General features: G+C 64.1%; 21 protein-coding genes, 3 tRNA genes and 3 rRNA genes. 21 read left to right on the forward strand and 6 right to left on the reverse strand.

Annotation, left to right across the window (positions count from 1 at the left end):
- Nucleotides 1-46: 46 nt before the first annotated feature.
- The 5 genes from EAH84_RS12645 (at nucleotide 47) to EAH84_RS12665 (ending at nucleotide 4,255) form a co-directional block, all read left to right on the forward strand.
- Nucleotides 47-403, forward strand: coding sequence for a DUF983 domain-containing protein (locus tag EAH84_RS12645; protein ID WP_241656596.1), 357 nt, complete (start codon nucleotides 47-49; stop codon nucleotides 401-403).
- Nucleotides 400-999: an SURF1 family protein gene (locus tag EAH84_RS12650; protein WP_140872380.1), complete on the forward strand. Its 600-nt coding sequence runs from the start codon at nucleotides 400-402 to the stop codon at nucleotides 997-999. Before EAH84_RS12645 ends, EAH84_RS12650 begins: the two co-directional genes overlap by 4 nt.
- A gap of 49 nt (nucleotides 1,000-1,048) precedes the next feature.
- Entirely contained in the window at nucleotides 1,049-2,443 is a 1,395-nt protein-coding gene (thrC, locus tag EAH84_RS12655; RefSeq protein ID WP_140872381.1) for a threonine synthase, read from the forward strand.
- Between the two features lie 106 nt (nucleotides 2,444-2,549).
- A complete protein-coding gene (locus tag EAH84_RS12660) occupies nucleotides 2,550-3,428 on the forward strand; it encodes a class I SAM-dependent methyltransferase (protein ID WP_140872382.1) in 879 nt (292 codons plus the stop codon).
- Nucleotides 3,425-4,255, forward strand: coding sequence for an arylamine N-acetyltransferase family protein (locus tag EAH84_RS12665; protein ID WP_425326460.1), 831 nt, complete (start codon nucleotides 3,425-3,427; stop codon nucleotides 4,253-4,255). Before EAH84_RS12660 ends, EAH84_RS12665 begins: the two co-directional genes overlap by 4 nt.
- Here the strand turns inward: EAH84_RS12665 and EAH84_RS12670 are convergent.
- Together EAH84_RS12670 and EAH84_RS12675 are read right to left on the reverse strand one after the other, a co-directional pair.
- On the reverse strand, nucleotides 4,252-4,608 hold the full coding sequence (locus EAH84_RS12670; protein WP_140872384.1) for a GntR family transcriptional regulator: 357 nt from the start codon (nucleotides 4,606-4,608) through the stop codon (nucleotides 4,252-4,254). The two genes, EAH84_RS12665 and EAH84_RS12670, sit on opposite strands and share 4 nt — an antisense overlap.
- 38 nt (nucleotides 4,609-4,646) lie before the next feature.
- Nucleotides 4,647-5,225, reverse strand: a complete 579-nt coding sequence (locus EAH84_RS12675) for a nitroreductase family protein (protein WP_140872385.1) — start codon at nucleotides 5,223-5,225, stop codon at nucleotides 4,647-4,649.
- A 124-nt stretch (nucleotides 5,226-5,349) separates the two neighbouring features.
- On the opposite strand from EAH84_RS12675, the gene EAH84_RS12680 reads away from it, so the two are divergent.
- Complete coding sequence (locus EAH84_RS12680) at nucleotides 5,350-6,999, forward strand: peptide MFS transporter (RefSeq protein WP_194150405.1); 1,650 nt, start codon at nucleotides 5,350-5,352, stop codon at nucleotides 6,997-6,999.
- Between the two features lie 89 nt (nucleotides 7,000-7,088).
- Entirely contained in the window at nucleotides 7,089-7,766 is a 678-nt protein-coding gene (locus EAH84_RS12685) for an NnrU family protein (RefSeq protein WP_241656593.1), read from the forward strand.
- Between the two features lie 20 nt (nucleotides 7,767-7,786).
- On the opposite strand, the gene EAH84_RS12690 is transcribed toward EAH84_RS12685, so the two are convergent.
- Together EAH84_RS12690 and EAH84_RS12695 are read right to left on the reverse strand one after the other, a co-directional pair.
- Nucleotides 7,787-8,779, reverse strand: coding sequence for an aldo/keto reductase (locus tag EAH84_RS12690; RefSeq protein WP_140872386.1), 993 nt, complete (start codon nucleotides 8,777-8,779; stop codon nucleotides 7,787-7,789).
- Between the two features lie 5 nt (nucleotides 8,780-8,784).
- On the reverse strand, nucleotides 8,785-10,050 hold the full coding sequence (locus tag EAH84_RS12695; RefSeq protein WP_140872387.1) for a dicarboxylate/amino acid:cation symporter: 1,266 nt from the start codon (nucleotides 10,048-10,050) through the stop codon (nucleotides 8,785-8,787).
- A 71-nt stretch (nucleotides 10,051-10,121) separates the two neighbouring features.
- Here EAH84_RS12695 and glmM point away from each other — a divergent pair, with 71 nt between their 5' ends.
- The 13 genes from glmM to EAH84_RS12760 all read left to right on the forward strand — a co-directional run bounded on the left by glmM (nucleotide 10,122) and on the right by EAH84_RS12760 (nucleotide 22,450).
- On the forward strand, nucleotides 10,122-11,462 hold the full coding sequence (gene glmM / locus EAH84_RS12700; protein ID WP_140872388.1) for a phosphoglucosamine mutase: 1,341 nt from the start codon (nucleotides 10,122-10,124) through the stop codon (nucleotides 11,460-11,462).
- 7 nt (nucleotides 11,463-11,469) lie between these two features.
- Nucleotides 11,470-11,694: a DUF1272 domain-containing protein gene (locus tag EAH84_RS12705; RefSeq protein ID WP_140872389.1), complete on the forward strand. Its 225-nt coding sequence runs from the start codon at nucleotides 11,470-11,472 to the stop codon at nucleotides 11,692-11,694.
- A 120-nt stretch (nucleotides 11,695-11,814) separates the two neighbouring features.
- Nucleotides 11,815-12,651 carry a bifunctional hydroxymethylpyrimidine kinase/phosphomethylpyrimidine kinase gene (thiD, locus tag EAH84_RS12710; protein ID WP_140872390.1) on the forward strand — a complete coding sequence of 279 codons (837 nt, stop codon included), beginning with the start codon at nucleotides 11,815-11,817 and terminating at the stop codon, nucleotides 12,649-12,651.
- Nucleotides 12,639-13,247: a ribonuclease HII gene (locus tag EAH84_RS12715; RefSeq protein WP_140872391.1), complete on the forward strand. Its 609-nt coding sequence runs from the start codon at nucleotides 12,639-12,641 to the stop codon at nucleotides 13,245-13,247. The genes thiD and EAH84_RS12715 overlap by 13 nt, the downstream gene beginning before the upstream one ends.
- A gap of 173 nt (nucleotides 13,248-13,420) precedes the next feature.
- Nucleotides 13,421-14,581 (forward strand): site-specific DNA-methyltransferase, encoded by a 1,161-nt coding sequence (locus tag EAH84_RS12720; RefSeq protein WP_140872392.1) that lies wholly within the window; start codon nucleotides 13,421-13,423, stop codon nucleotides 14,579-14,581.
- Between the two features lie 107 nt (nucleotides 14,582-14,688).
- Nucleotides 14,689-15,744: a dihydropteroate synthase gene (folP, locus tag EAH84_RS12725; protein WP_140872393.1), complete on the forward strand. Its 1,056-nt coding sequence runs from the start codon at nucleotides 14,689-14,691 to the stop codon at nucleotides 15,742-15,744.
- A gap of 84 nt (nucleotides 15,745-15,828) precedes the next feature.
- Complete coding sequence (locus EAH84_RS12730) at nucleotides 15,829-16,257, forward strand: CBS domain-containing protein (protein WP_140872394.1); 429 nt, start codon at nucleotides 15,829-15,831, stop codon at nucleotides 16,255-16,257.
- 678 nt (nucleotides 16,258-16,935) lie between these two features.
- A 16S ribosomal RNA gene (locus tag EAH84_RS12735) occupies nucleotides 16,936-18,422 on the forward strand.
- 180 nt (nucleotides 18,423-18,602) lie between these two features.
- Nucleotides 18,603-18,679: transfer RNA gene (locus EAH84_RS12740), tRNA-Ile, on the forward strand.
- Nucleotides 18,680-18,697: 18 nt separating this feature from the next.
- Nucleotides 18,698-18,773: transfer RNA gene (locus EAH84_RS12745), tRNA-Ala, on the forward strand.
- Between the two features lie 416 nt (nucleotides 18,774-19,189).
- A 23S ribosomal RNA gene (locus EAH84_RS12750) occupies nucleotides 19,190-21,986 on the forward strand.
- Nucleotides 21,987-22,173: 187 nt separating this feature from the next.
- Nucleotides 22,174-22,288: ribosomal RNA gene (gene rrf / locus EAH84_RS12755) — 5S ribosomal RNA — on the forward strand.
- The 16S, 23S and 5S rRNA genes sit together here with 3 tRNA genes alongside, the layout of an rRNA operon.
- 85 nt (nucleotides 22,289-22,373) lie before the next feature.
- A tRNA-Met gene (locus EAH84_RS12760) sits at nucleotides 22,374-22,450 on the forward strand.
- Here EAH84_RS12760 and EAH84_RS16630 read toward each other — a convergent pair.
- Nucleotides 22,407-24,068: a recombinase family protein gene (locus tag EAH84_RS16630; protein WP_425326461.1), complete on the reverse strand. Its 1,662-nt coding sequence runs from the start codon at nucleotides 24,066-24,068 to the stop codon at nucleotides 22,407-22,409. The two genes, EAH84_RS12760 and EAH84_RS16630, sit on opposite strands and share 44 nt — an antisense overlap.
- Nucleotides 24,069-24,393: 325 nt before the next feature.
- Nucleotides 24,394-25,314 carry a hypothetical protein gene (locus tag EAH84_RS12775; protein ID WP_140872395.1) on the reverse strand — a complete coding sequence of 307 codons (921 nt, stop codon included), beginning with the start codon at nucleotides 25,312-25,314 and terminating at the stop codon, nucleotides 24,394-24,396.
- Nucleotides 25,315-25,336: 22 nt separating this feature from the next.
- Here EAH84_RS12775 and EAH84_RS12780 point away from each other — a divergent pair.
- Nucleotides 25,337-25,549: transposase (locus tag EAH84_RS12780; RefSeq protein WP_140869304.1), on the forward strand; the 213-nt coding region annotated here is incomplete at its 3' end.

A 25,549-nucleotide genomic window follows, 5' to 3' on the forward strand; every position in this document is an offset into this window, starting at 1 on the left:
CGACTCCGCGGGTTCCGGCCCTACGCCTGCCGTTAGCGCGCCGTCGATCGTCGATGCGGGACTGAAGGGGCTGTGCCCGCGCTGCGGCAGCAAGACGCTGTTCGGCGGGTTCCTCAGCTTCGCGCCCGTCTGCACCGTCTGCGGGCTCGATTTCGCGGCGTTCAATGTGGGCGACGGACCCGCGGCGTTCCTGACGCTGATCCTGGGCACGATCGTGGTGGCGCTGGCGATCATGGTCGAACTCACCTTTCATCCCCCGCTGTGGGTGCACATGCTGATCTGGATCCCGTTCACCACGATCGGGGTGATAGGGTCGCTGCGGCTCGCCAAGGGCGCGCTGATGGCGGCAGAATTCCGCAATGCGGCGCGAGAAGGGCGGATCGACCCGCACGCCGAACCATGAAGCGGATTCCGATCGTCGCGACCATTGTCGTTGCGCTCGCGGTGGCGGCGATGATCGCACTGGGGCTGTGGCAGTTGCTCGACCGGTTGCCACAGAAGGAGGCGTTCCTCGCGCAACTCGCCGCCAACCCGGCGCGGCCGGTAATTCCCTTCCCGCAGGCGGGCGACGACACGCTGCTGTTCCGCCGCGCCACCGGCAATTGCGCCGCGGTGCGTTCACGCCAGCTCGTCGGCGCGGGGAAGGCGGGGTTTCGCGTGATCGCGCAGTGTTCGACCGATGTCGGCACGACGATGCCCGTCCAGCTCGGCACGACGCGCGATCCCGCGTTCCGATCGACCTGGGCGGGCGGCCCCGTCACCGGCTATATCAACCACGCGCCGAGCAGCCAGTCGCTGATCGGATCGGTGTTCCACCGCGAAGCAAAGCCCCTGATGCTGGTCGCCGATACGCCGCCGCCGGGGCTGGCCGCGAATGGCGAACCCGATCTGGGCACCGTACCCAACAACCATCTCGCCTATGCGTGGCAGTGGTTCTTCTTCGCTGTCATCGCGACCGTGATCTACGGGTTGGCGTTGCGCCGGCGGTGGCACGACTAATCCGCCGCGGGATGGACCTCGCCGCGCCGCCACGCTAACCGCGCAGCCCATGCGCTATGTCAGCACCCGCGGGGCCGCCCCCACGCTCGATTTCCGCGGTGCGACGCTGGCCGGGCTGGCGAGCGACGGCGGGCTGTACCTCCCCGACACCTGGCCAACGCTGTCGCGCGCCGCGATCGCGGGGCTCGCAGGGCTGTCCTATGCCGAAACCGCCGCGCGGGTGATGGCGCCGTTCGTCGGTGACAGCCTGGCCGAGGGCGAACTGCTCGCGCTGTGCGAGACCGCTTATGGCCGCTTCAGCCACGCCGCTGTCACCCCGCTCGTTCAGCTCGATCACGACCAGTGGCTGCTCGAACTGTTCCACGGGCCGACGCTGGCGTTCAAGGACGTCGCGCTCCAGTTGCTCGGGCTGTTGTTCGAACGATTCTTGACGGGCACCGACCAGCGGCTGACGATCATCGGCGCGACCAGCGGCGATACCGGGTCGGCGGCGATCGATGCGGTCGCGGGGCGCGAGGGCATCGACATCTTCATGCTCCATCCCGAAGGACGGGTCAGCGACGTCCAGCGCCGGCAGATGACGACGGTGCTCAGCCCCAACGTCCACAATATCGCGATCCGCGGCGATTTCGACACCGCGCAGGGCATCGTGAAGGCGATGTTCAACGACGCAGATTTTTCGACGCGATTCCAGTTGAGCGCGGTCAATTCGATCAACTGGGCGCGGCTGATGGCGCAGGTGGTCTATTATTTCTACGCCGCGGTGCGGCTCGGCGGCCCCGACCGCGCGATCGCGTTTTCGGTGCCGACGGGGAATTTCGGCGATGTGTTCGCGGGCCATGTCGCCGCGCGGATGGGGCTGCCGATCGCGAAGCTGATCGTCGCGACCAACGTCAACGACATCATCGCGCGCGCGCTGGCGACCGGCGATTATGCGCGCCGCGCGGTGGAGCAGACCCCGACGCCGTCGATGGATATTCAGGTCAGCAGCAATTTCGAACGCCTGTTGTTCGATCTCGGCGCGCGCGATGGCCATGCGATCGCCGCGCAGATGCACGGGTTCGAGGGGTCGGGCGCGATGCGGCTGACCAATGCGCAGCGCGAGGGCGCGGCGGCGCTCTTCGCCAGCGATCGGGTCGATCGCGACGACATGACGATCGCGATGCGTTGGGCGCACGACCAGGCGGGACAGGTGATCGATCCGCACACGGGGATTGCGCTCGCCGCCGCGCGCCGCGCCGACCTCGATGCGCCGATCGTGACGCTCGCGACCGCGCACTCCGCGAAGTTCGGCGACACCGTCGAGCGCGCGACCGGGATGCGCCCGGCATTGCCGCGCCGCGTCGGCGACCTGTTCGACCGCGAGGAACGCTGCGACACCGTCGATGCGACCTTCGCCGCGGTGAGCGATTATGTCGCGGCACGCGCGAGCCCGCGGGGATGACAACCGCCCAATCCCCGTTCGTGCTGAGCCTGTCGAAGTACGTATCCCGACCATGCCCCCTTCGGCGAAGCTCAGGAAAGGCTTCGACAAGCTCAGGGCGAACGGGATGTCGATAACTGACCTCGCCACCCTTATCGGCGAACCATGGGCCGGCTATGGCCTCGTCGACTCGGGCAACGGCCGCAAGCTCGAACGCTATGGCCGGTTCCGCTTCATCCGCCCCGATCCGCAGGCGCTGTGGACGCCCGCGTCCGACGACTGGCGTGCGACCGGCGAGTTCCTGCCCGGCGCGGACGAGGATGGCGGCGGGCGCTGGCAGTTCGCCGAACCGACGCCGCGTGACGGCTGGACGCTGACGTGGGACAACGTGTCGTTCACCGCGCAGACGACGCCGTTCCGCCATCTCGGCTTCTTCCCCGACATGGCGCCGGTGTGGACGTGGATGCGCGACCGGCTGGCGGGGATCGAGGCGCCCGAATGCCTCAACCTGTTCGGCTATACCGGGGTCGGCACGCTCGCGTTGGCGAGCCAGGGCGCCAAGATGGTCCATGTCGATGCGTCGAAGAAATCGGTCGACGCCGCGCGCGCCAACGCCGCGCTGTCGGGGTTGTCCGATGCGCCGGTCCGCTGGCTGGTCGACGATGCGTCGAAGTTCGTCGCGCGCGAGGGGCGGCGCGGGCGGCGTTACGATGGCATCCTGCTCGATCCCCCCAAATATGGCCGCGGGCCGGAGGGCGAGGTGTGGCGGCTGGAAGAGGATCTGCCGCGGCTGATCGCGGAGTGCCGCGCGCTGCTCGATGCTGATTCGCGCTACCTGTTCCTCACCGTCTACGCGGTACGGATGAGCGCGCTGGCGATCGGCGAAATGCTCAGACAGGCGTTCGCCGATCTGCCCGGCACGGTCGAGGCGGGCGAACTCGGGGTGCGCGAGGAAGCCCGCGGGCTGGTGTTGCCGACCGCGATCTGGGCGCGCTGGTCGCGGTGAGTTTCGACCTCGACGCCTATCTCGCGCGGATCGGCCTTCCTGCGCGCGTGACACTCGACGCCGCAGGGCTGGCGCGGCTGCAGCTTGCGCACCGGCTTGCGATCCCGTTCGAGAATCTCGCTGTCGTTCTCGGGCGCGGCATCCGGATCGACAGCGCGGCGGTGTTCGCCAAGCTCGTCACCGCGCGGCGTGGCGGCTATTGTTTCGAACAGAACCGGCTGTTCCTCGACGCGCTCGATGCCTTGGGATTCGATGCGCGCCCGCTGCTCGCGCGGGTGTGGCTCGGGGTGGCCGATGACGGCGCGATACCGCCGCTTACCCACACCCTGGGGCTGGTGACGATCGACGGCGATGCCTGGATCGCGGATGCGGGCTTTGGCGGCAGCTATTCCCCGCCGATGCGGTTGATCGACGGCGAGGAGGTGGCCGCTCCCGACGGCGCGCGCTTCCGCCTCGAACGCGCCGGCGACGACGGCTGGATGCTGCTGCGCGACGGCGATTCCGCCACAACCGACGGGCGCGGGGTCGGCGCAGGATGGCAGCGCCAGTGCGGTTTCACGCTCGCCGAGGTCATGCCCGCCGATCTCGCGTTGTCGAATCACTGGACCTCGACCGCGCCGGGCACGCGGTTCACGACGCTCACCGTCGTCAGCATCGCGCTGCCCACCGGCTTCGCGAGCCTCACCGACCGTGCCTATCGGCGCAAGGCGGGGGACAAGGAACAGGCGACCGAGATCACCGACCCGCGGGTTTATCGCCTGCGGCTGAGCCTAATGTTCGGGATCGACCTGTCACCAGACGAGGTCGCGGCGCTGGGGTTATTCTAGGCGCGTTCGCGTTCGAGCAGGTCGGCGGCGTCGAGGCCGAGCAGGTCGATATAGCCGATGATCCGCGGCCAATGTTCGGTCACAAAATTCTCACGCTCCGCGGCGCGCAGCCGTTCTGCCGCGCCGGGCAGGACGAACATGCCCACCCCGCGGCGGACCTCGACATGGCCGTCGTCCTGGAAGCTCTGATACGCCTTGGCGACCGTCAGCGGGTTGGCGCCGTGTTCGGCGGCGAACGCGCGGACCGAGGGGAGCTGGTCGCCCGCGAGATAATCGCCGCGCAGGATCCCCGCCGCGATTGTCGCGCGGAGCCGGATGTAAACCGGGCTGTCCTGGTTGCTGAGTGCTGTCATGCTGGTTTAATACACCAACTGACGCGTCAGTCGAGTCCTCACTGCTGCCACGCCGAGGCGACCCGTGCCATATCCGGGCGCGGGCGTTCGTCGAGCGGCTTGGCGGGGGTGCCGATGAACAAGAACCCTGCGATCCGTTCAGAGCTCGCGCCGAATGCGTCGCGCACCGTATCGGAATACGCCGCCCAGCCGGTCAACCACCCCCCGGCATAGCCCAGCGCATGGACCGCATGGAGCAGGTTCATGCACGCCGCGCCGACCGACAACTCCTGTTCCCACCGCGGTATGTGGCTGTCGGGGCGGGGGGATGAGAGCGCCACGACGAGCGCCGGCGCCTGGTGTGCGAACTGGTCGAACGCCTCGATCTCGAGCCGCTTGGCCTCGGGTCGCTCGGCGCGATACGCGTCGATGATCAGCGTCGCGAGCGCATCGCGCTGGTCCGCCGCAACGGTGACGAAGCGCCACGGTGCGAGCTTGCCGTGATCGGGCACGCGCGCGGCGATCGCGAGGATCTGCGCGAGCTGGGCCGCGTCGGGACCCGGCGCGACGAGATCGCGCGGTTTTCCCGAACGGCGGGTGGCCAGGAGCGAGAGGGGGGTGGTGCGATCGTTGAGCATACCGCGCGCTAGCAGCGCCGCGCCCGCGCAACAATATTTGCCAACCCCGAATTCGCCGCTAGGTTGCGCGCCATCAACCGCGGACCAACACCGCGGGCCGTGGGCGTATCGAGGGGAGCAGCAGGTGGGTTTCAAGGGAATCGCGACGTGGAACGAGGGCGACTGGATCGCCGCGATCGCCGCCATCGCGCTGTTCGCGGTGCTGGCGTTCGGGCTGTCGCTGAGTTCGCGCAAGTCGGACCAGGTCGTCGGCCATCCCAAGGGCCTGTTCGTGCTGTTCTACGCCGAGATGTGGGAGCGGTTCTCCTATTACGGCATGCGCGCGCTGCTGATCTTGTATCTCACCAAATTCTGGTTGTTCGACGACGGCAAGTCGAACCTGATCTACGGTGCCTACACCGCGCTGGTGTATATCACTCCCGTCCTCGGCGGCTATCTTGCGGATCGCTATCTGGGGCAGCGCAAGGCGGTGTTCTTCGGCGGCGTCCTGCTCGCGATCGGCCATGGCTTCATGGCGTTCGAGGGGATGAAGGGGGTCGTCGATCCCGCGGTCAAACAGGCCGATCCGGTCATCAACGTCTTCTGGCTCGCGCTGGCGCTGATCATCGTCGGCTCGGGCTTCCTGAAGGCCAACATCTCGGTGATCGTCGGCCAGCTCTACAAACTGACCGATACCCGGCGGGATGGCGCGTACACGATCTTCTACATGGGGGTGAACACCGGCGCCGCGCTCGGCACGATCCTGGTCGGCTATCTGGGCGAGACGGTCGGCTGGTCGTACGGCTTCGGCCTCGCGGGGATCGGCATGGTGCTCGGCATGATCATCTTCGTCGCGGGCAAGCCCGCGCTGCGTGGGCGCGGCGAGCCGCCCAAGCCGCTCGCGCGCAACAAGGAAGTCATGCTCTATGGCATCGGTACCGCGTCGGCCGCAGTGATCTGGTTCCTGATCCAGTATCAGTCGCTGGTCCAGAACCTGCTGATCGTATCGGGTGTCGCGATGCTCGGCTATACGCTCTACGAGGCGTTCAAGCTGCCCAAGGAACCGCGCGAGCGGATGTTCGCGATCCTGTTCCTGATCGCGCTCAACCCGGTGTTCTGGGGCCTGTTCGAACAGGCGGGGGGCAGCTTGAGCCTCTACACCGACAAGTTCGTCGATCGCGGCGGCGTGCCGACCAGCCTCTTCCAGTCGATCAACCCGATTTACATCGTTCTGCTCGGCCCGATTTTCGCGGCGTTGTGGACCGTGCTCGGCAAGAAGGGGCTGGAACCGTCGACCCCCGCCAAGTTCGCGTTCGGGCTGGCGTTCGTCGGCGCGGGTTTCCTCGTCTTCGTGCTCGGTGCCAATGGCGCGGGGGCGGCGGCGGCGACCCCGGTGCTCTTCGTGTTCCTGATCTATCTGCTCCACACGATGGGCGAATTGTGCCTCAGCCCGGTGGGCCTGTCGGCGATGAACCGGCTCGCGCCGCTCCATCTGGCCAGCTTCATCATGGGCGCATGGTTCTACATGACCGCGGTCGGCAATTTCGTCGCGGGCAAGATCGGCGAGGCGACCGGGGGCGAGAATGGCGAGATGACGCAGGCGGGGACGCTCGACATCTATTGGAAGATCGGCGTCGTCACGATCGTGATCAGCGCGGTCGTGCTGTTGTTGTCGCCGATCGTGAAGCGCTGGATGCACGTCGACACGCTCGAGGACCGCGCTGAACTCGCCGGACAGGCCGAACTCGGCGAGCCGGAGGCGGCGGGGTTCCGAACATCGGAGGAAACGCGCTGACCGGCTGACGCGTCGCCAGTTCGCAAGGGGGCCGGTTCGCACGAGGGCCGGTTCGAACGAGGGCCGGTTCGAACGAGGGGAGGACGGGCATGACGATGGTGATCCTGGCGGCGGTGACGTTCGTGGGAACGCATTTCCTGCTGTCGCATCCGCTCCGCGTGCCGGTGGTGGCGCGGGTCGGAGCCAACGGCTTTCTGGGCCTGTACTCGCTCGTCGCGCTCGCGACGCTGGCGTGGCTCGTGATTGCGTATCGCGCCGCACCGATGACCCCGCTGCTCTGGCCCGTCGGCGACGCGCTGTGGGCGGTGGTGACGATCGTGATGCTGATTGCGAGCATCCTGTTCGTCGGTTCGCTGATCGGCAACCCCGCGCTCCCAGGCCCTGATCAGCCTGCACCGGGCGCGGCTCGCGGCGTCTTCACGATCACCCGCCATCCGATGATGTGGGCGTTCGCGTTGTGGGGGCTGTGCCACATCGCGGTCTATCCGATCGCCGCGAACATCGTGCTCGCGGGCGCGGTCGTCGTCCTCGCGCTGGTCGGTGCGCGAGCACAGGACGCGAAGAAGGAGGCGCTCCAGCCCCATGTCTGGCCCGATTGGGAGCGCAAGACCAGCTATTGGCCGTTCGCCGCCGTCGCCAGCGGCAGGGCGCGGCTCGGCGGATTCCGCCCGCACGACTGGGCGGGCGGGATCGTGATCTGGCTCGCCGCGACCTGGGCGCATCTGCCGCTTGCGGGGTGGGCGGCAGGAATCTGGCGGTGGGTGTGAGCTAGTGCCGGTTCAATGATCTATAGCCGCACCATCGCCATCATCCGCTCGCCGTAGCGCGGACCCGCGGTTTCGCCGCGGGGTGCGGCTTCGTCGAGTTCGGCAAGATCGTCGTCGGTCAGCACCACGTCGACCGCGGCCATGCTGTCTTCCATCGTCTTGCGGCGCTTGGTCCCCGGGATCGGGACGATGTCGTCGCCCTGCGCGAGCAGCCACGCGAGTGCGATCTGCGCGGCGCTGACGTGATGCGCCTCCGCGATTTCCTCGACCACGCCCACCATCTTCAGGTTGAGCGCGAAATTCTCCTCGGCATAGCGCGGGTCGTTGCGGCGATAATCGCCCTCGGGCAGGTCGTCGCGGCGCTTGATCTGGCCGGTCAGGAATCCCCGCCCGAGTGGGCTGTACGGCACGAACCCGATCCCGAGTTCGCGGCATAGCGGCAGGATCTCGTCCTCAACGGTGCGTTCCCAGAGCGAATATTCGCTCTGTAGCGCGGCGATCGGATGGACCGCGTGCGCGCGGCGGATCGTGTCGGCGCCGGCTTCGCTGAGGCCCAGGTGGCGGGCCTTGCCCTCCTTTACCAGCGCCGCCATCGCGCCGACGGTATCCTCGATCGGCACATTCGGGTCGACGCGGTGCTGGTAGAACAGGTCGATGGTCTCGATCCCGAGCCGCTTGAGGCTCCCTTCGCACGCGGCGCGGACGTTGGCGGGCGACGAGTCGACGCCGACCGGGCCCTGGTCGCCGATCCGGAAGCCGAACTTGGTCGCGATCACCAGACGCTCGCGCTTGCCTGCGATCGCGCGGCCGAGCAGGTCCTCGTCGACGTGCGGGCCATAGACCTCGGCGGTATCGAAGAAGGTCGCGCCGAGCTCGATCGCGCGGTGGATCGTGGCGATGCTTTCGGTCTCGTCGGCCACGCCGTACATGCCCTTGCCGATCCCCGCCATCGGCATGCAGCCGACCCCGAGCGCGGACACCGTAAGGTTGGACCCCAGCGTACGGTATTTCATCGCGTTCACTCCTCCAATATCGCATCGCCTGCATCGCGCGGGGCGACGCCGCTGCGCGCGGCGACGGTCGCGGTCAGCGCAAGATCGTTGGTAACATTACCCAGCGTCCGGATGATGTCGGGAATCGTCTCGACCGCTACGAGCAGCCCCAATGGTGCGATCGGCACCCCCATCGTGATCGCGATCGGCGCGATCGAACTGATGTAGCTGATCTGGCCGGGCAGGCTGACCGAGCCCAGCGAGGTGAGCGCGGCCACCGCGATCCCGGCGGCGAGGCTGCCCGCGGTCAACGGCACCCCGAACCAGTTGGCGACGTAGATCGCGACCGCCAGGTTCATCGCGGGGCCGGTCGAGCGGAACACCGCGACAGCGAGCGGCAGCACGACGCCCGAGGTGCTGGTCGGGATACCGAGCCGCTCGGCGCCCTTCAGCATCGCGGGCAGGCTGGCGAGTGAGGATTCGGTGCTGATCGCGACCGCCTGGCTGGCGAGCGAGGCGCGCGCGAACGCGCCGAGCTTCACCCGCCCGCCGATCAGCGCGAGCGGATAGGCCGCCGCCCAGATCACGACGCCCACCGCGGACACGACGAGGATATAGTGGACCAGCGCGCCGAACGCCGCGGTTCCGGTCTTCGCGCCGACGGTGAAGGCGAGCGCGAGGACGCCGATCGGCGCGAGCCACAACACCCAGTTGATGACGACGAGCATCGTGTCCTTGAGCGCCTCGAACACCCCGGTCAGCAGCACGCGCCGCGCGGGTTCGATCCGCGTGATCGCGAACGCGAAGACGAGCGTGAAGACGATGAGCGAGAGGAACGCGTTGTTCGCCGCGGCGGCGATGACGTTGGTCGGCACGATCGAGGAAAAGAAATCGGCGAGCGTCGGCACGTCGCTGCTGATCTTGGCGGTGCCCGCAAGAGCGGTCCGCAGCGCCTCGGCCGACGCCGCGGGCAACGGCGCGAGATCGAGGAACAACGGGGTCAGCACCGCCGCCGCAAGCGCCGAACACCATAGGAACCCGAATGAGATGGCCAGCGTCATCCCCGCGATCCGCCCCGCGCGCGCCGCCTCCGCGGTCGCGGCGACGCCGACGACCAGCAGCGCGATCACCAGCGGCACGATCGTCATCTGCAATCCCGCGAGCCACGCCGCGCCGATCGGCTCGGCCACCGCGATCGCCTGCGGCACCGCGCCCGGCGCCAGCGCTGCCGCCGCGATCCCGATCACCAGCCCGGCGATTAACGCCACCAAAATCCGCATCGCTTGCGACATGCTCGCACTTCCCCCGTCGGGGCGCTATGCCCCGCTGCACTTCATCACATAGCGCAGCGAACAGGGGCGTCATGGCAAGAAAATATTTCGGCACCGACGGCATTCGCGGTGCGACCAACCAGGGCGCGATGACCGCCGCGATGGCGATGAAGGTCGGGATGGCGGCGGGCGCCTATTTCCTGCGCGGCGATCACCGCCACCGCGTCGTGATCGGCAAGGACACCCGGCTGAGCGGCTATATGCTCGAATCCGCGCTCGTCGCGGGGTTCACCAGCGTCGGGATGGACGTCGTCATGGTCGGGCCGATGCCGACGCCTGCGGTCGCGATGCTGACGACCTCGATGCGCGCCGACATCGGCGTGATGATCTCGGCGAGCCACAATCCGTTCGCGGATAATGGCATCAAGCTGTTCGGCCCCGATGGCTTCAAGCTATCTGACGATGCCGAATCTGCGATCGAGGCATTGATCGACGGCGACATCCCTCTCGTCGCCTCCGACAAGATCGGTCGCGCGCGCCGGGTCGAGGATGCGCAGGGCCGCTATATCCACTTCGCCAAATCGACCTTTCCCGCCGACATGCGGCTCGACGGCCTGCGGATCGTCGTCGATTGCGCGAACGGCGCGGCGTACAAGGTCGCGCCCTCGGCACTGTGGGAGCTTGGTGCGGATATCGTCGCGATCGGGGTGACTCCCAACGGCACCAATATCAACGACGGCGTCGGATCGACCGCGCCCGAGGCGCTGGGCGAGACCGTGGTCGCATCCGGCGCGGACATCGGCATCGCGCTCGACGGCGACGCCGACCGGCTGATCGTCGTCGACGAGACGGGCACGGTGGTCGATGGCGACCAGTTGATGGCGACGATCGCAACCGGCTGGGCGCGCGCGGGGCGCCTCGCGGGCGGCGGGCTGGTCGCGACGGTGATGAGCAACCTTGGCCTCGAACGCCATCTTGCGGCGCAGGGATTGGGGCTGGTGCGCACCAAGGTCGGCGATCGGCACGTGCTCGAAAAGATGCGGACCAGCGGCTATAATGTCGGCGGCGAGCAATCGGGGCACATCATCCTCAGCGATTACGCGACCACCGGCGACGGGCTGGTCGCCGCGCTGCAGATCCTCGCCGAGGTGAAGCGCGCGGGCGCCGCCGCGAGCGAGGTGCTCCACCGGTTCGAGCCGTTGCCGCAATTGCTCCGCAACGTCCGTTTCAAGGGCGGCAAGCCGCTCGAGGCCGACGCGGTCAAGGCGGTGATCGCCGCCGCCGAGGTCGAACTGGCCGCCAACGGCCGCCTCGTCATCCGCCCCTCGGGCACCGAACCCGTCATCCGCGTGATGGCCGAGGGCGACGATGCTGCCCAGGTTGAAGCGGTGGTTGCCCGTATCTGCGACGCGGTGCGGGTGGCGGCGGGTTAGGTATCCGATGCTCACCATGCGCCCCGACTGCGAACGCTGCGGCGTCGACCTTCCCGCCGACGCACCGGGCGCGTTCATCTGTTCGTTCGAATGCACCTTCTGCGCGGCGTGCGCCGACGCGCTCGACGAACATTGCCCGAAGTGCGGGGGCGAACTGGTCGACCGTCCGACGCGCCTCGGCAAGGCGCTTGCCGCCAACCCCGCCGCGACCGAGCGGCGGCACCGCGGCTGAACGCTGTCCCACAGGTGCGGTTTCATGCCATAACGCCGTGATGGCAGACGCTGGCACTTCCCCGACGGATTCGACCCCATCAAATCGCCGCGCGGGCATGAACTTTCGTGAACGTAGCGCGTGAAAACGCCGCGCATCCTGATTATCGCGGGCTCCGATTCGGGCGGCGGTGCGGGGATTCAGGCGGACATCAAGACCGTGACGATGCTCGGTGGCCACGCGATGACCGCGGTCACCGCGATCACCGCGCAGAACACGCTGGGGGTGCAGGCGGTGCACGTCGTTCCGACCGACATGGTGTTGGCGCAGATCGCCTCGGTTATCGGGGATATCGGCGTCGATGCGGTCAAGATCGGGATGATCGGATCGGCGGCAACCGCGCATGCGGTGGCGGACGAGCTTGGGGCGCTGGCGATCCCGATCGTGTTCGATCCGGTGATGGTCGCGACCAGCGGGTCAACGCTCGCCGACGCAGATACGATCGCCGCGTTCGACCGGTTGATGCGGATCGCGACGCTGACGACGCCGAACCTTCCCGAACTTGAGGCCCTGACCCGATCCGTTCGGGGCGAGCCTGTCGAAGCAGGCTCAGCACGAACGGGGGAGTTGGCGCGGGCGCTGGCATCTCGCTCCGGCACGGCGGTGCTCGCAAAGGGCGGCCATGCCGAGGGCGAGACGATCACCGATACGCTCGTCGCCGCGGACGGTGGCAGCCAGCAATGGCACGGCACGCGGATCGCCACCCGCCACACTCACGGCACTGGTTGCACGCTGGCGAGCGCGATCGCGACCGGGCTGGGGCAGTGCATGCCGCTCCCCGACGCGGTCGCGCGCGCGCGGCGGTTCGTCCGATGTGCCTTGATCGCGGCACCGGGATTGGGCAACGGCCACGGCCCGATGGGGCACGCGCTCGGCGTCGCGCCGTTCGACGAGTTGGAACATCGATGCCCGGATTGACCCACGAAAAACGCTGCCTGCCCCCCGTCGCGGGGGTCGACGAGGCGGGGCGGGGGCCGCTCGCGGGGCCGGTGGTCGCCGCCGCGGTGATCCTGCCGCCGTGGGGCGTGCCGCGGGGAATCGACGATTCGAAAAAACTGACCGCGCCGACCCGCGCCGATCTGTGCCGCCGCCTCCACGACTGCGCGATCGTCGGGGTCGGGATCGTCGAGCCGGGGGAGATCGACACGCTCAACATCTATTGGGCGACGATGAAGGCGATGACGCTCGCGGTCGATGCGGTCGCCGCGATCCTGGGGTGCGCGCCCGGCCATGTGCTCGTCGACGGCAACCGCCTGCCGCGCTGGGGCTATGCGGCGACCCCGATCGTCGGCGGCGATGCGCTCAGCCGCTCGATCGCCGCGGCATCCATCGTCGCCAAGCACACCCGCGACACGATCATGATCGCGGCGGCCGAATCATACCCGCACTATGGCTGGCACGCGAACAAGGGCTACGGCGCGCCCCAGCATCTCGCCGCGCTGCGCGAACATGGGCCGTGCCCGCTCCACCGCCGCAGCTTCGCGCCCGTCGCCCAAGCGGTTTTGGCACTCTGAGTCTTTCGAGTCACACCACTAGGGCTTGATGCTGGAGCCGCAACCGGCCCCAAGATGTGGCGCGAGCCACGAAATGTTCCGCCGCCTTAACGATTTCGCAGCGCTTTTCGTTAACCAATGTTCGCTTGACGGGAGTCGCTTGGTTGGCGCGAATGGAAGCCAAGGGGAGAACGATGGGGGTCATCGAACAGGTCAGGCGTCCGCGGCTTGCGGCGGCCGTGGAAGCGGGGGTGGCGATGCTGCCGCTCGATACGCCAATGCTGCCGCTGGATCAGATCGTGCGCGGCGACTGTATCGCGGCGATGCGGTCGCTGCCCGCGAAGTCGGTCGACATGATCTTCGCCGATCCGCCCTATAATCTCCAGCTCGGCGGCGACCTCAACCGTCCCGACGGCAGTCATGTCGACGCGGTCACCGACGAATGGGACAAGTTCGACAGCCTCGCCGCGTATGATCGGTTTACCCGCGCCTGGCTCGCCGAGGCGCGCCGGATCCTGAAGGACGACGGCACGATCTGGGTGATCGGCAGCTATCACAATATCTTCAAGGTCGGCTCCGCGATTCAGGATCTTGGCTACTGGATTTTGAACGACATCGTGTGGCGCAAGGCCAACCCGATGCCCAATTTCCGCGGCACCCGCTTCACCAACGCGCACGAGACGCTGATCTGGGCGTCAACCGGCGAGAAGGCCAAATATACCTTCAACTATCGCAGCATGAAGACGCTGAATGACGAACTCCAGATGCGCAGCGACTGGGAATTCCCGATCTGCGGCGGGCAGGAGCGGTTGAAGAAGGAGGATGGCCACAAGGTCCACCCGACGCAGAAGCCCGAGGCATTGATCTATCGCGTGCTGCTCGCGTGTACGAAGCCGGGCGACGTCGTGCTCGACCCGTTCTTCGGGACCGGCACGACCGGCGCGGTCGCCAAGCGGCTGGGGCGGCGCTGGATCGGGATCGAGCGTGAAGACGCGTATATCGACGCCGCGCAGCAGCGGATCGACGCCGCGCTGCCGCTCGACGAATCGGCGCTCGCGACGATGCAGAGCCCGCGCTCGCAGCCCAAGGTCGCGTTCGGCGTCCTGGTCGAGAACGGCTATCTGATGCCCGGCGCGGTGTTGACCGACGCCAAGCGCCGCTGGAGCGCAACCGTCCGCGCCGACGGGTCGCTGTTGTCGACCTGCGGCGCGAGTGGATCGATCCACAAACTGGGTTCGACACTCCAGAATGCACCCGCGTGCAACGGCTGGACCTTCTGGCATCACGACGCGACGGACGGGCTGAAGCCGATCGATGCGCTCCGCCAGACGTATCTGCTCGCGACCCAGCCCTAGCGTTTCATCGTCATGCCGGACTTGTTCCGGCATCGATCGTGCCGCAAGATTGAGGCCATGGGGGTTCGCGAAGCGATGGCCCCCGGAACAAGTCCGGGGTGTCGTACATGGCTGATTTCCACCTCCGCCCGATCCAGTTCGTCGACACGCCGGTCGGTTTGCCCGACGGCAGCGTCGCGCGGCTTGCCGGCGGGATGCTGTGGTTCGCCGCCTATGAGGTGACCGAACGGGGCGCGCGGCGGAACGTGCCCGTCGCGGAGGTCGCGACGCTCGGCGAGCGCGCGGCGACGCTGCACGCACGGATTGTCGCGCCGCGGCCCGCGCTGACGCTGGGGGAGCGCACGCTGCGGTTCGACCAGCCGCAGGTGATGGGCATCCTCAACGCCACCCCCGACAGTTTTTCCGACGGCGGCCAGCACGGCGACGACCCCGCCGCGATCGCCGCGGCGGGGGTCGACATGGCAACACAGGGTGCGGCGCTCATCGACGTCGGCGGCGAATCGACCCGCCCCGGCGCGACCGCGGTGTGGGAAGGCGACGAGATCGCGCGGGTCGTGCCGGTCGTCGAACGGCTTGGGCGGAGCGGTACGCTGGTATCGATCGACACCCGCAAGGCCGCGGTGATCGAAGCCGCGCTCGGCGCGGGCGCGCGGATAGTCAACGATGTGTCGGCGCTGCTCTGGGACGAGCGCGCGCTGGAGGTGGTGGCGAAGGCGGGTTGCCCGGTCGTGCTGATGCACTCGCCCGATCCTGACCAGGGCGGGCATGGCGCGGGCCGATATGGCAACGTCGTGACCGAGGTGTTCGACTGGCTCGAGGCGCGGATCGACGGGGTGGTCGCGGGCGGGATCGACCGGTCGCGGGTCATCGTCGATCCGGGGATCGGCTTCGGCAAGTCGCTCGCCGACAATCTGGCGCTGATCAATGGCCTGGCGATCTTCCACGGCCTCGGCTGCCCGATCCTGTTGGGGGCGAGCCGCAAGCGGATGATCGGCGCGCTCGATAACGAAGCGCCAGTTGCGGCGCGGCTCGGCGGTTCGATCGCGCTCGCGGTGAAGGGGGTCGAGGCGGGGGTCCAGCTGCTCCGCGTCCACGACGTCGCCGAGACCGTCCAGGCGATCCGTGTCTGGCGTGGGCTCCGCGACCGCGCGCTGGTAAGCTGAACCGCGCGACTCGCGGATGATTTTGCCATCGACGCGGCATCGTGCTTTGCTGCGTCGGACCAACCCGGACGAGGAGCCGATGTCATGACGATTGCGTCCATCCTGCAGGGCAAGGGCACCGAGGTCGTATCGGTAGCGCGCACCGCGACCGTGGCGGAGGCGGTGGCGCTGCTCGCCGAAAAGCGCATCGGCGCGGTACCGGTGATGGAAGGGGACGCGGTGGTCGGGATCTTCTCCGAACGCGACGTCATCCATTGCCTGAAGGCCGATGGTGCCGCCGCGCTCGACCGGTCGGTGGGCGATGCGATGACCAGCCCGGTCGAAAGCGTCGCCCCCGGATCCCCGGTAATCGGCGCGCTGTCGCTGATGACCCGGCGGCGCATCCGGCATTTGCCCGTGATCGATGCGGGCAAGGTCGTCGGGTTCGTGTCGATCGGCGACCTCGTCAAATACCGGATCGACGGGATCGAGGCCGATGCCGCGGCGATGCGCGACTATATCCAATCGGTGTAGGCGGGCCAGGACGCGAGTCATGCAGCCGAATCGCGTGGAGGGAGGTCAGCCGGTCGAACGCGGCCATCATCTGGCCTCCGAATGCCGGATTATCACGTAACGAACCTGATTCTCCGCTGATTGTGCGGTGAACTCGCGTCGGATTCGGGGATTCGACCACGTGATTCGGACGGTTTCTGGTTGCCCCAGGCCAAATCATCTCTCGGCCTCCACGGGCGGGAAGGCCCGGCGGCTCGCAAAAATCGACGTATTTCTGCGGGTTTTGGGGAGTTTTGAAAGAAAACTGCAAAAAAGCGTTTGACGGCCCCGGCACCCTCACCTAGATGGGTGTCACCGCAGCGGTGGCCCACACGGGACGCCGCGGTGGTCACCAAATAGCCAGGCGCCAGGGTCGCCCTCCAACAAGAGGGTACACCAAGGCGTCGGTCTTTTGCGCTCTTTGACATTGTAATTCAAGATGAAGGGACATGTGGGCGGCGGCTCCGGGTCCAGCGTTTTCAAGGCGTTGGGTGCTCGGTAGCAATAAGCCGTTTCAAAGTGTCCTGGTATCGGAGCTTCGGCTTCGGGCCAGGACCCTCATATGTCTCGTTACATATCCACAAAATATGTGATGTGCAGGAACGGCTCCTTGAAATGAGCGGCCTGATCGTGGAATTCCACCGCGATCTTGTCGTACATAAACTTGAGAGTTTGATCATGGCTCAGAATGAACGCTGGCGGCATGCCTAACACATGCAAGTCGAACGAAGGCTTCGGCCTTAGTGGCGCACGGGTGCGTAACGCGTGGGAATCTGCCCCTTGGTTCGGAATAACAGTTAGAAATGACTGCTAATACCGGATAACGACGTAAGTCCAAAGATTTATCGCCGAGGGATGAGCCCGCGTAGGATTAGCTAGTTGGTGTGGTAAAGGCGCACCAAGGCGACGATCCTTAGCTGGTCTGAGAGGATGATCAGCCACACTGGGACTGAGACACGGCCCAGACTCCTACGGGAGGCAGCAGTGGGGAATATTGGACAATGGGCGAAAGCCTGATCCAGCAATGCCGCGTGAGTGATGAAGGCCTTAGGGTTGTAAAGCTCTTTTACCCGGGATGATAATGACAGTACCGGGAGAATAAGCTCCGGCTAACTCCGTGCCAGCAGCCGCGGTAATACGGAGGGAGCTAGCGTTATTCGGAATTACTGGGCGTAAAGCGCACGTAGGCGGCTTTGTAAGTTAGAGGTGAAAGCCCGGGGCTCAACCCCGGAATTGCCTTTAAGACTGCATCGCTTGAATCCAGGAGAGGTGAGTGGAATTCCGAGTGTAGAGGTGAAATTCGTAGATATTCGGAAGAACACCAGTGGCGAAGGCGGCTCACTGGACTGGTATTGACGCTGAGGTGCGAAAGCGTGGGGAGCAAACAGGATTAGATACCCTGGTAGTCCACGCCGTAAACGATGATAACTAGCTGTCCGGGCTCTTAGAGCTTGGGTGGCGCAGCTAACGCATTAAGTTATCCGCCTGGGGAGTACGGCCGCAAGGTTAAAACTCAAATGAATTGACGGGGGCCTGCACAAGCGGTGGAGCATGTGGTTTAATTCGAAGCAACGCGCAGAACCTTACCAGCGTTTGACATGTCCGGACGATTTCCAGAGATGGATCTCTTCCCTTCGGGGACTGGAACACAGGTGCTGCATGGCTGTCGTCAGCTCGTGTCGTGAGATGTTGGGTTAAGTCCCGCAACGAGCGCAACCCTCGACCTTAGTTGCCATCATTTAGTTGGGCACTTTAAGGTAACCGCCGGTGATAAGCCGGAGGAAGGTGGGGATGACGTCAAGTCCTCATGGCCCTTACGCGCTGGGCTACACACGTGCTACAATGGCGGTGACAGTGGGCAGCAAACCAGCGATGGTGAGCTAATCTCCAAAAACCGTCTCAGTTCGGATTGGACTCTGCAACTCGAGTCCATGAAGGCGGAATCGCTAGTAATCGCGGATCAGCATGCCGCGGTGAATACGTTCCCAGGCCTTGTACACACCGCCCGTCACACCATGGGAGTTGGATTCACCCGAAGGCGTTGCGCTAACTCGCAAGAGAGGCAGGCGACCACGGTGGGTTTAGCGACTGGGGTGAAGTCGTAACAAGGTAGCCGTAGGGGAACCTGCGGCTGGATCACCTCCTTTCTAAGGATATCGGCGGAAAGCGCCTTTGGTTTAGACCAAGGGAAGAGCTTCCTCCATTCCAAAGAACATTGCCGCCGTCCTCATGTCCCTTCATCAACTGGAAACACTCCATAACTGGAGTGCTGCCTGAGCTGGCTCACGCCCCTCGCGGCCCTTTGGGTCAGCGACGGATTTGGCGATGGGCCGGTAGCTCAGGTGGTTAGAGCGCACGCCTGATAAGCGTGAGGTCGTAGGTTCAACTCCTACTCGGCCCACCATCGTCAAAAGTTTGGTAGGGGGCCTTAGCTCAGCTGGGAGAGCGGTTGCTTTGCAAGCATCAGGTCATCGGTTCGATCCCGATAGGCTCCACCATCCCTTCGATTTTCCAGATTGATGAAGACACCAGTTCCGCGCTTGCGCGGATATCTGGGGCGTTCGCGCCCCTCTTTGACATTGTAAATGGGTTCTTAAAATCGATGCCGTGATGGTATGGATTTGAGACGTTGAGGATTGCTTCGGCGGTTCGTGGAGCACTTTGGTGCGCGGCGGATCTACGGGCTGTTCGATCGGCTCAAGCCATGACATTACTACATGGATGCGGTCAGGGTTTTGCCCTGGCGCGTATTCCAACAATCTGGCTGAGATTATTAATCATCCGCACCGAGAAGGTCTCAATCTTAGCGCAAGCTGGGGATGAGGCCTGGTAAAACCACGCGTCACTGCTCTGCCGAGTTTCGTGTCGGCCTTTCTGAGGTCGATCCAGTGTTGTCGTTGGTGGTGTGGACTCTCAAGCGTGAGGTAAGGGCAATTCGTGGATGCCTTGGCATATACAGGCGATGAAGGACGTGGCACGCTGCGATAAGCGTCGGTGAGATGTGAGCAATCTTTGACCCGACGATTTCCGAATGGGGAAACCCACCTATCCGATTAATCTCGACCGTGAAGCAATTCACGAGCGGGGTTAATTGGGCAAGGTATCACTTAACCGAATAAAATAGGTTTCGTGAAGCGAACCCGGTGAACTGAAACATCTCAGTAGCCGGAGGAAAAGACATCAACCGAGATTCCGTTAGTAGTGGCGAGCGAACGCGGACCAGGCCAGTGCCTTGATTTCAACTAGTAGAAGCTTCTGGAAAGTAGCGCCATAGCGGGTGACAGCCCCGTATACGAAAGTGATGATCGAGGACTTGAGTAGGGCGGGACACGTGTAATCCTGTCTGAACATAGGGGGACCACCCTCTAAGCCTAAATACTCGTATATGACCGATAGCGAACTAGTACCGTGAGGGAAAGGTGAAAAGCACCCCGATGAGGGGAGTGAAACAGTACCTGAAACGGATTGCCTACAAGCAGTGGGAGCCTCTTTATGGGGTGACCGCGTACCTCTTGCATAATGGGTCTGTGACTTAATGTACCAAGCAAGCTTAAGCCGTTAGGTGTAGGCGCAGCGAAAGCGAGTCTGAATAGGGCGACTAAGTTTGGTGTATTAGACCCGAAACCCGGCGATCTAGGCATGACCAGGATGAAGGTGAGGTAACACTCACTGGAGGTCCGAACCGATTAACGTTGAAAAGTTACCGGATGAGTTGTGTTTAGGGGTGAAAGGCCAATCAAGCCGGGAAATAGCTGGTTCTCCGCGAAAACTATTGAGGTAGTGCCTCGGACGAACACCCTAGGGGGTAGAGCACTGGATGGATGCGGGGGTCGCGAGATCTACCAACTCTAACCAAACTCCGAATACCTAGGAGTGATATCCGGGAGACAGACGGCGGGTGCTAAGGTCCGTCGTCAAAAGGGAAACAGCCCTAACCTACAGCTAAGGTCCCCAAGTCATCACTAAGTGGGAAAGCATGTGGAATTTCCAAAACAACCAGGAGGTTGGCTTAGAAGCAGCCATCCTTTAAAGAAAGCGTAACAGCTCACTGGTCTAATCAAGAGATTCTGCGGCGAAGATGTAACGGGGCTAAAGTGATGCACCGAAGCTTAGGGTGTGATCTTCATTGATCACGCGGTAGCGGAGCGTTCCGTAAGCCGTTGAAGCGATCTGGTAATGGGTCGTGGAGGTATCGGAAGTGCGAATGCAGACATGAGTAGCGATAAAAAGGGTGAGATGCCCTTTCGCCGAAAGACCAAGGGTTCCTGCGCAAGGCTAATCCGCGCAGGGTGAGTCGGCCCCTAAGACGAGCCCGAAGGGGGTAGTCGATGGGAACACGGTTAATATTCCGTGACCTGGTGGTGTGTGACGGATCTTGTGTGTTGTACGTCCTTATTGGATTGGACGTGCTTCGAAGAGGTCCCAGGAAATAGCCCCACCGTATAGACCGTACCCGAAACCGACACAGGTGGTCAGGTAGAGTATACCAAGGCGCTTGAGAGAAGTGTCCTGAAGGAACTCGGCAAATTGCCTCCGTACCTTCGGAAGAAGGAGGCCCTCACTAAGCGCAAGCTATTTGAGGGGGCACAGGCCAGGGGGTAGCGACTGTTTAGCAAAAACACAGGGCTCTGCTAAGTCGGCTTCAAGACGACGTATAGGGCCTGACGCCTGCCCGGTGCCTGAAGGTTAAGTGGAGGGGTGCAAGCTCTGAAATGAAGCCCAGGTAAACGGCGGCCGTAACTATAACGGTCCTAAGGTAGCGAAATTCCTTGTCGGGTAAGTTCCGACCTGCACGAATGGCGTAACGACTTCCCCACTGTCTCCAGGACATGCTCAGCGAAATTGAATTCTCCGTGAAGATGCGGAGTACCCGCGGTTAGACGGAAAGACCCCGTGCACCTTTACTGCAGCTTCAGAGTGGCATTAGGAAAGAACTGTGTAGCATAGGTGGGAGGCTTTGAAGCATTGGCGCCAGCTGATGTCGAGCCATAGGTGAAATACCACCCTGTTGTTTTCTGATGTCTAACCTCGATCCCTGAAGCGGGATCAGGGACCCTCTGTGGCGGGTAGTTTGACTGGGGCGGTCGCCTCCTAAAGAGTAACGGAGGCGCGCAATGGTGGGCTCAGGACGGTTGGAAACCGTCTGTTAGAGTGCAATGGCATAAGCCCGCCTGACTGCGAGACTGACAAGTCGAGCAGAGACGAAAGTCGGTCATAGTGATCCGGTGGTCCCTCGTGGAAGGGCCATCGCTCAACGGATAAAAGGTACGCCGGGGATAACAGGCTGATAACCCCCAAGAGCTCATATCGACGGGGTTGTTTGGCACCTCGATGTCGGCTCATCACATCCTGGGGCTGGAGCAGGTCCCAAGGGTTTGGCTGTTCGCCAATTAAAGTGGTACGTGAGCTGGGTTCAGAACGTCGCGAGACAGTTTGGTCCCTATCTGCCGTGGGCGTCGAAATTTGAGAGGAGTTGACCCTAGTACGAGAGGACCGGGTTGAACATACCTCTGGTGTACCTGTCGTTCTGCCAAGAGCGCAGCAGGGTAGCTATGTATGGACGGGATAACCGCTGAAAGCATCTAAGCGGGAAGCCTCCCTCGAGATAAGATTTCTTAGGACGGTCGGAGACCACGACCTTGATAGATCGGGTGTAGAAGTGGAGTAATCCATGGAGCTAACCGATACTAATTGTCCTATTCGCGCTTGAGAGTCCCACCATCAATGACAATTCTGGGTCAAACCAGTATTCGTCGGACGATGTGTGGATGATCAGCTCGACGCCAGATAAATATAAAGAGTGCATCGATTTTAGGAACCCATCGCAGTGTTGCTGCGGTGGGTTTCGCAATCAAAAGGACCATTTTCATTGTTGCGCATGGCGCACCGGCTTCATTGCCTGGTGGCTATAGCGTCGGTGTCCCACCCGATCCCATCCCGAACTCGGCCGTGAAACCCGCCTGCGCCGATGGTACTATCGCTTAAGCGATGGAAGAGTAGGTCGTCGCCAGGCATTGTAGCTGGTGCGCGATGTGCACGATGAAAAGCAGAACCCATTTACATGTCAGACCCTTTACGCGCGGCTCTCATCGCGCTGTCGCGGGGTGGAGCAGCCCGGTAGCTCGTCAGGCTCATAACCTGAAGGTCACAGGTTCAAATCCTGTCCCCGCAACCATCTTGACTTGTCGAACCTCGAAAGCATCCGCTTTCGGGGCTTTTTTTGTTTCTGACGCCAAAATGAGCATCGTCGCCAGATCACCCCGCACCTCGGCGTGGAGCACGCCGTCCACAGGTGTCATCACCACCGCGTCGATCAGGCTGCGGATGAGCTCTTGTGCTTCGCTACGCCCGCTCTCCGCCTCAAAGGCGTCGAGCAGGCGCTCGATCTTGCCGCGGTAAACCTGCGCCAGACGCGGGTGCAGCAGGGCGGGGGGCACTGCGTCGGCGCCGGCTGCCAGCTCGGCCTCGAGATCAGCCTTGCGCCGACCCATGCGATTGAGTTCGTCCGCAACGAGCGAGGCGTCGACGCCTTTGAGGATGGCCGCCTTCAGTCGGTCGACGCCCGCGGTCACGTCGCGAAGCTCGGCCTTCCGTTCATCGCGCGAAGAATCCCGCTGCTTCGACAGCCGATTACGCTCGATGATGTATTCGGCGACGAACGCCTCGACGACGTCCGGCTGCATCATGTCGTCGCGCAGCGCCGTCAGCACCTGCTCCTCAAGTTCGTCGATGCGCACCGTCAGCCGGTTCGTGCAGGCAGACGCTCCCTTCTTGGTCGCGGCATGGCAAGCGGACCGGTATTTCCCGTTCTTTGAATAGTTCGATCCGCAGACTCCGCAGAGGACCTTGCCCGTCAGTAGGTAGCGTGGCCGCTGCTTGGCCCAGAAGGGCTGATCCCCGTCATGGTCGGCACTGGGGCGGGCAACGGCCTCCTGCCGCGCCTTGACGCGCTCCCACAACGCGTCCGACAGGATCCGCAGGTGCGGCACGCTGGTGGTCTGCTTGAGATCGTCCGGGTTGGCAAACGCCCGACGGACCCCGGTTTCCGGGTCCTTGCGATAGGTCTGCCGTTGGTGCTCGGGCTCGCCGATGTAGAGCCGGTTGTTGAGTATGCCGGTGCCTCGAGCCTTGTTTCCGTTGATGGTCGAGGCGCTCCATTGCCCGCCGCGCGGGCCGGATATTTTGCGGTCGTTCAGTTCGATGGCGATACTGTGTGGCGATCGACCACCGACATATTCCTCGCAGATGTATGTGACCGTCTTAGCCTGTTCGGGAACGATCCGGCGATGACCGGGGATCCGGTCGCCCCGCGCGTCGGGCACGAAGTCCAGAGCATAGCCATAGGCGAGGCCGCCCGGGTTCTGGCCGTCGCGAAACCGCTTGGCGATGGCGTCGCGTGTCTTGCGGCTGGTTGTCGCCAGCTGCTCGGCATTCATGGTCCCCTTGAGGCCGACGTGAAGCCGGATGATCTCGCCCTCGGCGATCGTGTGAAGACGTACCCCAAGGAACAGGCAGCGTTCGAAGATCATCGGGGTCTGCGACTGGCTGCGCGACAGCCTGTCCAGTTCATCTCCCAGGACAAGATCGACCTCGCCCCGCTCGACCGACGCCAGCATCGCCTTCATCCCGGGACGCAGCGCGATGACGGCGCCGGTGATTGCTTCGTCGGCGTACGCGCCCACCTCGGTCCAGCCCTGCTTCCTGATGAAGGCGCGCATATTCTCGTTCTGCACTGCGATCGACACTCGTTCCTGCTTGTCGGTCGAGTAGCGTGCGTAGATTGCGACTCTCATAACTCATGATCCGGTTTTGCAGCAGCGGCGCCGCGATGGTCGATCAGCGCGAGGTCGCGGGCGAGAAGCCTTGCCCGCGCCAGCGACGCGTTCCTAAGCGCCGGTGAGGCAGGTGCAACTTCCCGCGCTGACGCGGCGCGTCGCAAGCCGCGACCAGTCACATCAGAGTCGATGGCATGGACCCGGTCAAGCCGGTCAGACGGAGCCGCCGCAGCGGCCCTGTCCGAAAACGAATCACCCTTTCTCCCGGCGTTGCAGCCGAGTGAAGGGGAAGTGAGAGGAGAATGGTCGGCCACTGCCGATGCCCAAGGTCAGCCGGTCGCCTTCAGAAGCCCAGGAGTCGGTCGAGCGCCTCGTGGACGAGATGGCGGACTTCCGCCTTGCGGCGATCGTCCAGCGTGGCTGTATCGACCAGCAGGCGGATACTGGGGAACTGGTCGGCGCCCATTTCGATCATGGCGACGGCGTCGCCGCCGGAATCCTCAACGCAGTCGATGATCTCGGGCGCTTCGAGAGTGGAGATGATGCCGGTGGTATCAGCGGTCTGCGCGGTCGCCTTTTCCTTCGCGGGCTTACCAATGCCGAGCTTCGCCAGCGCTTCGGCTGTAGCGAAGCGTTCCGACTTCGCCAGCAATGCATCTAGCTTCGCTTCTAGCCGACCAACCGCGCTCTTTTCCGGAGCACGCTTCGAATGCGCCTTGTCATCCGCGGCTGCAGCGTGCCGCGCTTGCTGAATCTGGTAGAGATAGTCGATCGGCGGGTCGCCAGCCTTCACGTGAAGTTCGGCGAACCGCGGTGCCTCTTGCATCGCTTCAGCGGCCGCCAGTTCGCGCGTGACCCTGCTCTCGGTCCAGCCGATCCGTGCAGCGAGCACGAGCTGCGGCACATTCCAGGTAATGTAGAATTCGAAGAGGAGGAGCGACTTGTCGATCTTGCGCGACTTGAGCGTCAGGAACGTCTGGGCGAAGCGCTGGTAGAGCGCGTCGTCGCGCGTGCGGTCCCATTCCACCACGCGGACCATCACATTTGCGGTGTTGCCGAAGTGGAACCGGAACGCCATCACCCGGGCCCAGCCGTCGATCACATGCCACGTGTCCGCGGTCTTCATGACCACGATCGGAGCGATGGTTTCCGGCGCCTGGACGGCGTGACACAGCGACTCGGCCGCACCCTCCTCGAAGTTGAGAGGTGGCTCGGGAAATCTGAACAGCGGGGATAAGTGGATTGCCGATCTGACCGCGGCCATGTTGGCCGCCCCAGGAGGCAAGATGAGCAAGCGACCCCGCCGGAATCACAGCCCGGCGTTTAAGGCCAAGGTAGCTCTGGCTGCCGTAAAGGGTGAGAAGACGCTGGCCGAGTTGGCGCAGCAGTATGACGTGCATCCAAACCTCATCAACCAGTGGCGATCCCGGCTGCTGGAGGGCGCGGCGGACGTATTCGGATCGGAGCCGGCCGCGAGCGAACCGGCGATCGACGTGACT

The organism is Sphingomonas oligophenolica (genome assembly GCF_006438955.1).
GTDB lineage: Bacteria > Pseudomonadota > Alphaproteobacteria > Sphingomonadales > Sphingomonadaceae > Sphingomonas > Sphingomonas oligophenolica_A.

What these genes read in the sequence shown, in the direction of transcription:
- EAH84_RS12660 (WP_140872382.1), top strand. Translation starts at nt 2,550, where the DNA reads ATGTCGATAACTGACCTCGCCACCCTTATCGGCGAACCATGGGCCGGC.
- EAH84_RS12695 (WP_140872387.1), bottom strand. Translation starts at nt 10,050, where the DNA reads ATGTCGCAAGCGATGCGGATTTTGGTGGCGTTAATCGCCGGGCTGGTG.
- folP (WP_140872393.1), top strand. Translation starts at nt 14,689, where the DNA reads ATGGCTGATTTCCACCTCCGCCCGATCCAGTTCGTCGACACGCCGGTC.
- EAH84_RS12675 (WP_140872385.1), bottom strand. Translation starts at nt 5,225, where the DNA reads ATGCTCAACGATCGCACCACCCCCCTCTCGCTCCTGGCCACCCGCCGT.
- EAH84_RS12690 (WP_140872386.1), bottom strand. Translation starts at nt 8,779, where the DNA reads ATGAAATACCGTACGCTGGGGTCCAACCTTACGGTGTCCGCGCTCGGG.
- EAH84_RS12720 (WP_140872392.1), top strand. Translation starts at nt 13,421, where the DNA reads ATGGGGGTCATCGAACAGGTCAGGCGTCCGCGGCTTGCGGCGGCCGTG.
- thrC (WP_140872381.1), top strand. Translation starts at nt 1,049, where the DNA reads ATGCGCTATGTCAGCACCCGCGGGGCCGCCCCCACGCTCGATTTCCGC.
- EAH84_RS12705 (WP_140872389.1), top strand. Translation starts at nt 11,470, where the DNA reads ATGCTCACCATGCGCCCCGACTGCGAACGCTGCGGCGTCGACCTTCCC.
- EAH84_RS16630 (WP_425326461.1), bottom strand. Translation starts at nt 24,068, where the DNA reads ATGAGAGTCGCAATCTACGCACGCTACTCGACCGACAAGCAGGAACGA.
- EAH84_RS12775 (WP_140872395.1), bottom strand. Translation starts at nt 25,314, where the DNA reads ATGGCCGCGGTCAGATCGGCAATCCACTTATCCCCGCTGTTCAGATTT.
- EAH84_RS12715 (WP_140872391.1), top strand. Translation starts at nt 12,639, where the DNA reads ATGCCCGGATTGACCCACGAAAAACGCTGCCTGCCCCCCGTCGCGGGG.
- EAH84_RS12670 (WP_140872384.1), bottom strand. Translation starts at nt 4,608, where the DNA reads ATGACAGCACTCAGCAACCAGGACAGCCCGGTTTACATCCGGCTCCGC.
- EAH84_RS12685 (WP_241656593.1), top strand. Translation starts at nt 7,089, where the DNA reads ATGACGATGGTGATCCTGGCGGCGGTGACGTTCGTGGGAACGCATTTC.
- EAH84_RS12730 (WP_140872394.1), top strand. Translation starts at nt 15,829, where the DNA reads ATGACGATTGCGTCCATCCTGCAGGGCAAGGGCACCGAGGTCGTATCG.
- glmM (WP_140872388.1), top strand. Translation starts at nt 10,122, where the DNA reads ATGGCAAGAAAATATTTCGGCACCGACGGCATTCGCGGTGCGACCAAC.
- EAH84_RS12650 (WP_140872380.1), top strand. Translation starts at nt 400, where the DNA reads ATGAAGCGGATTCCGATCGTCGCGACCATTGTCGTTGCGCTCGCGGTG.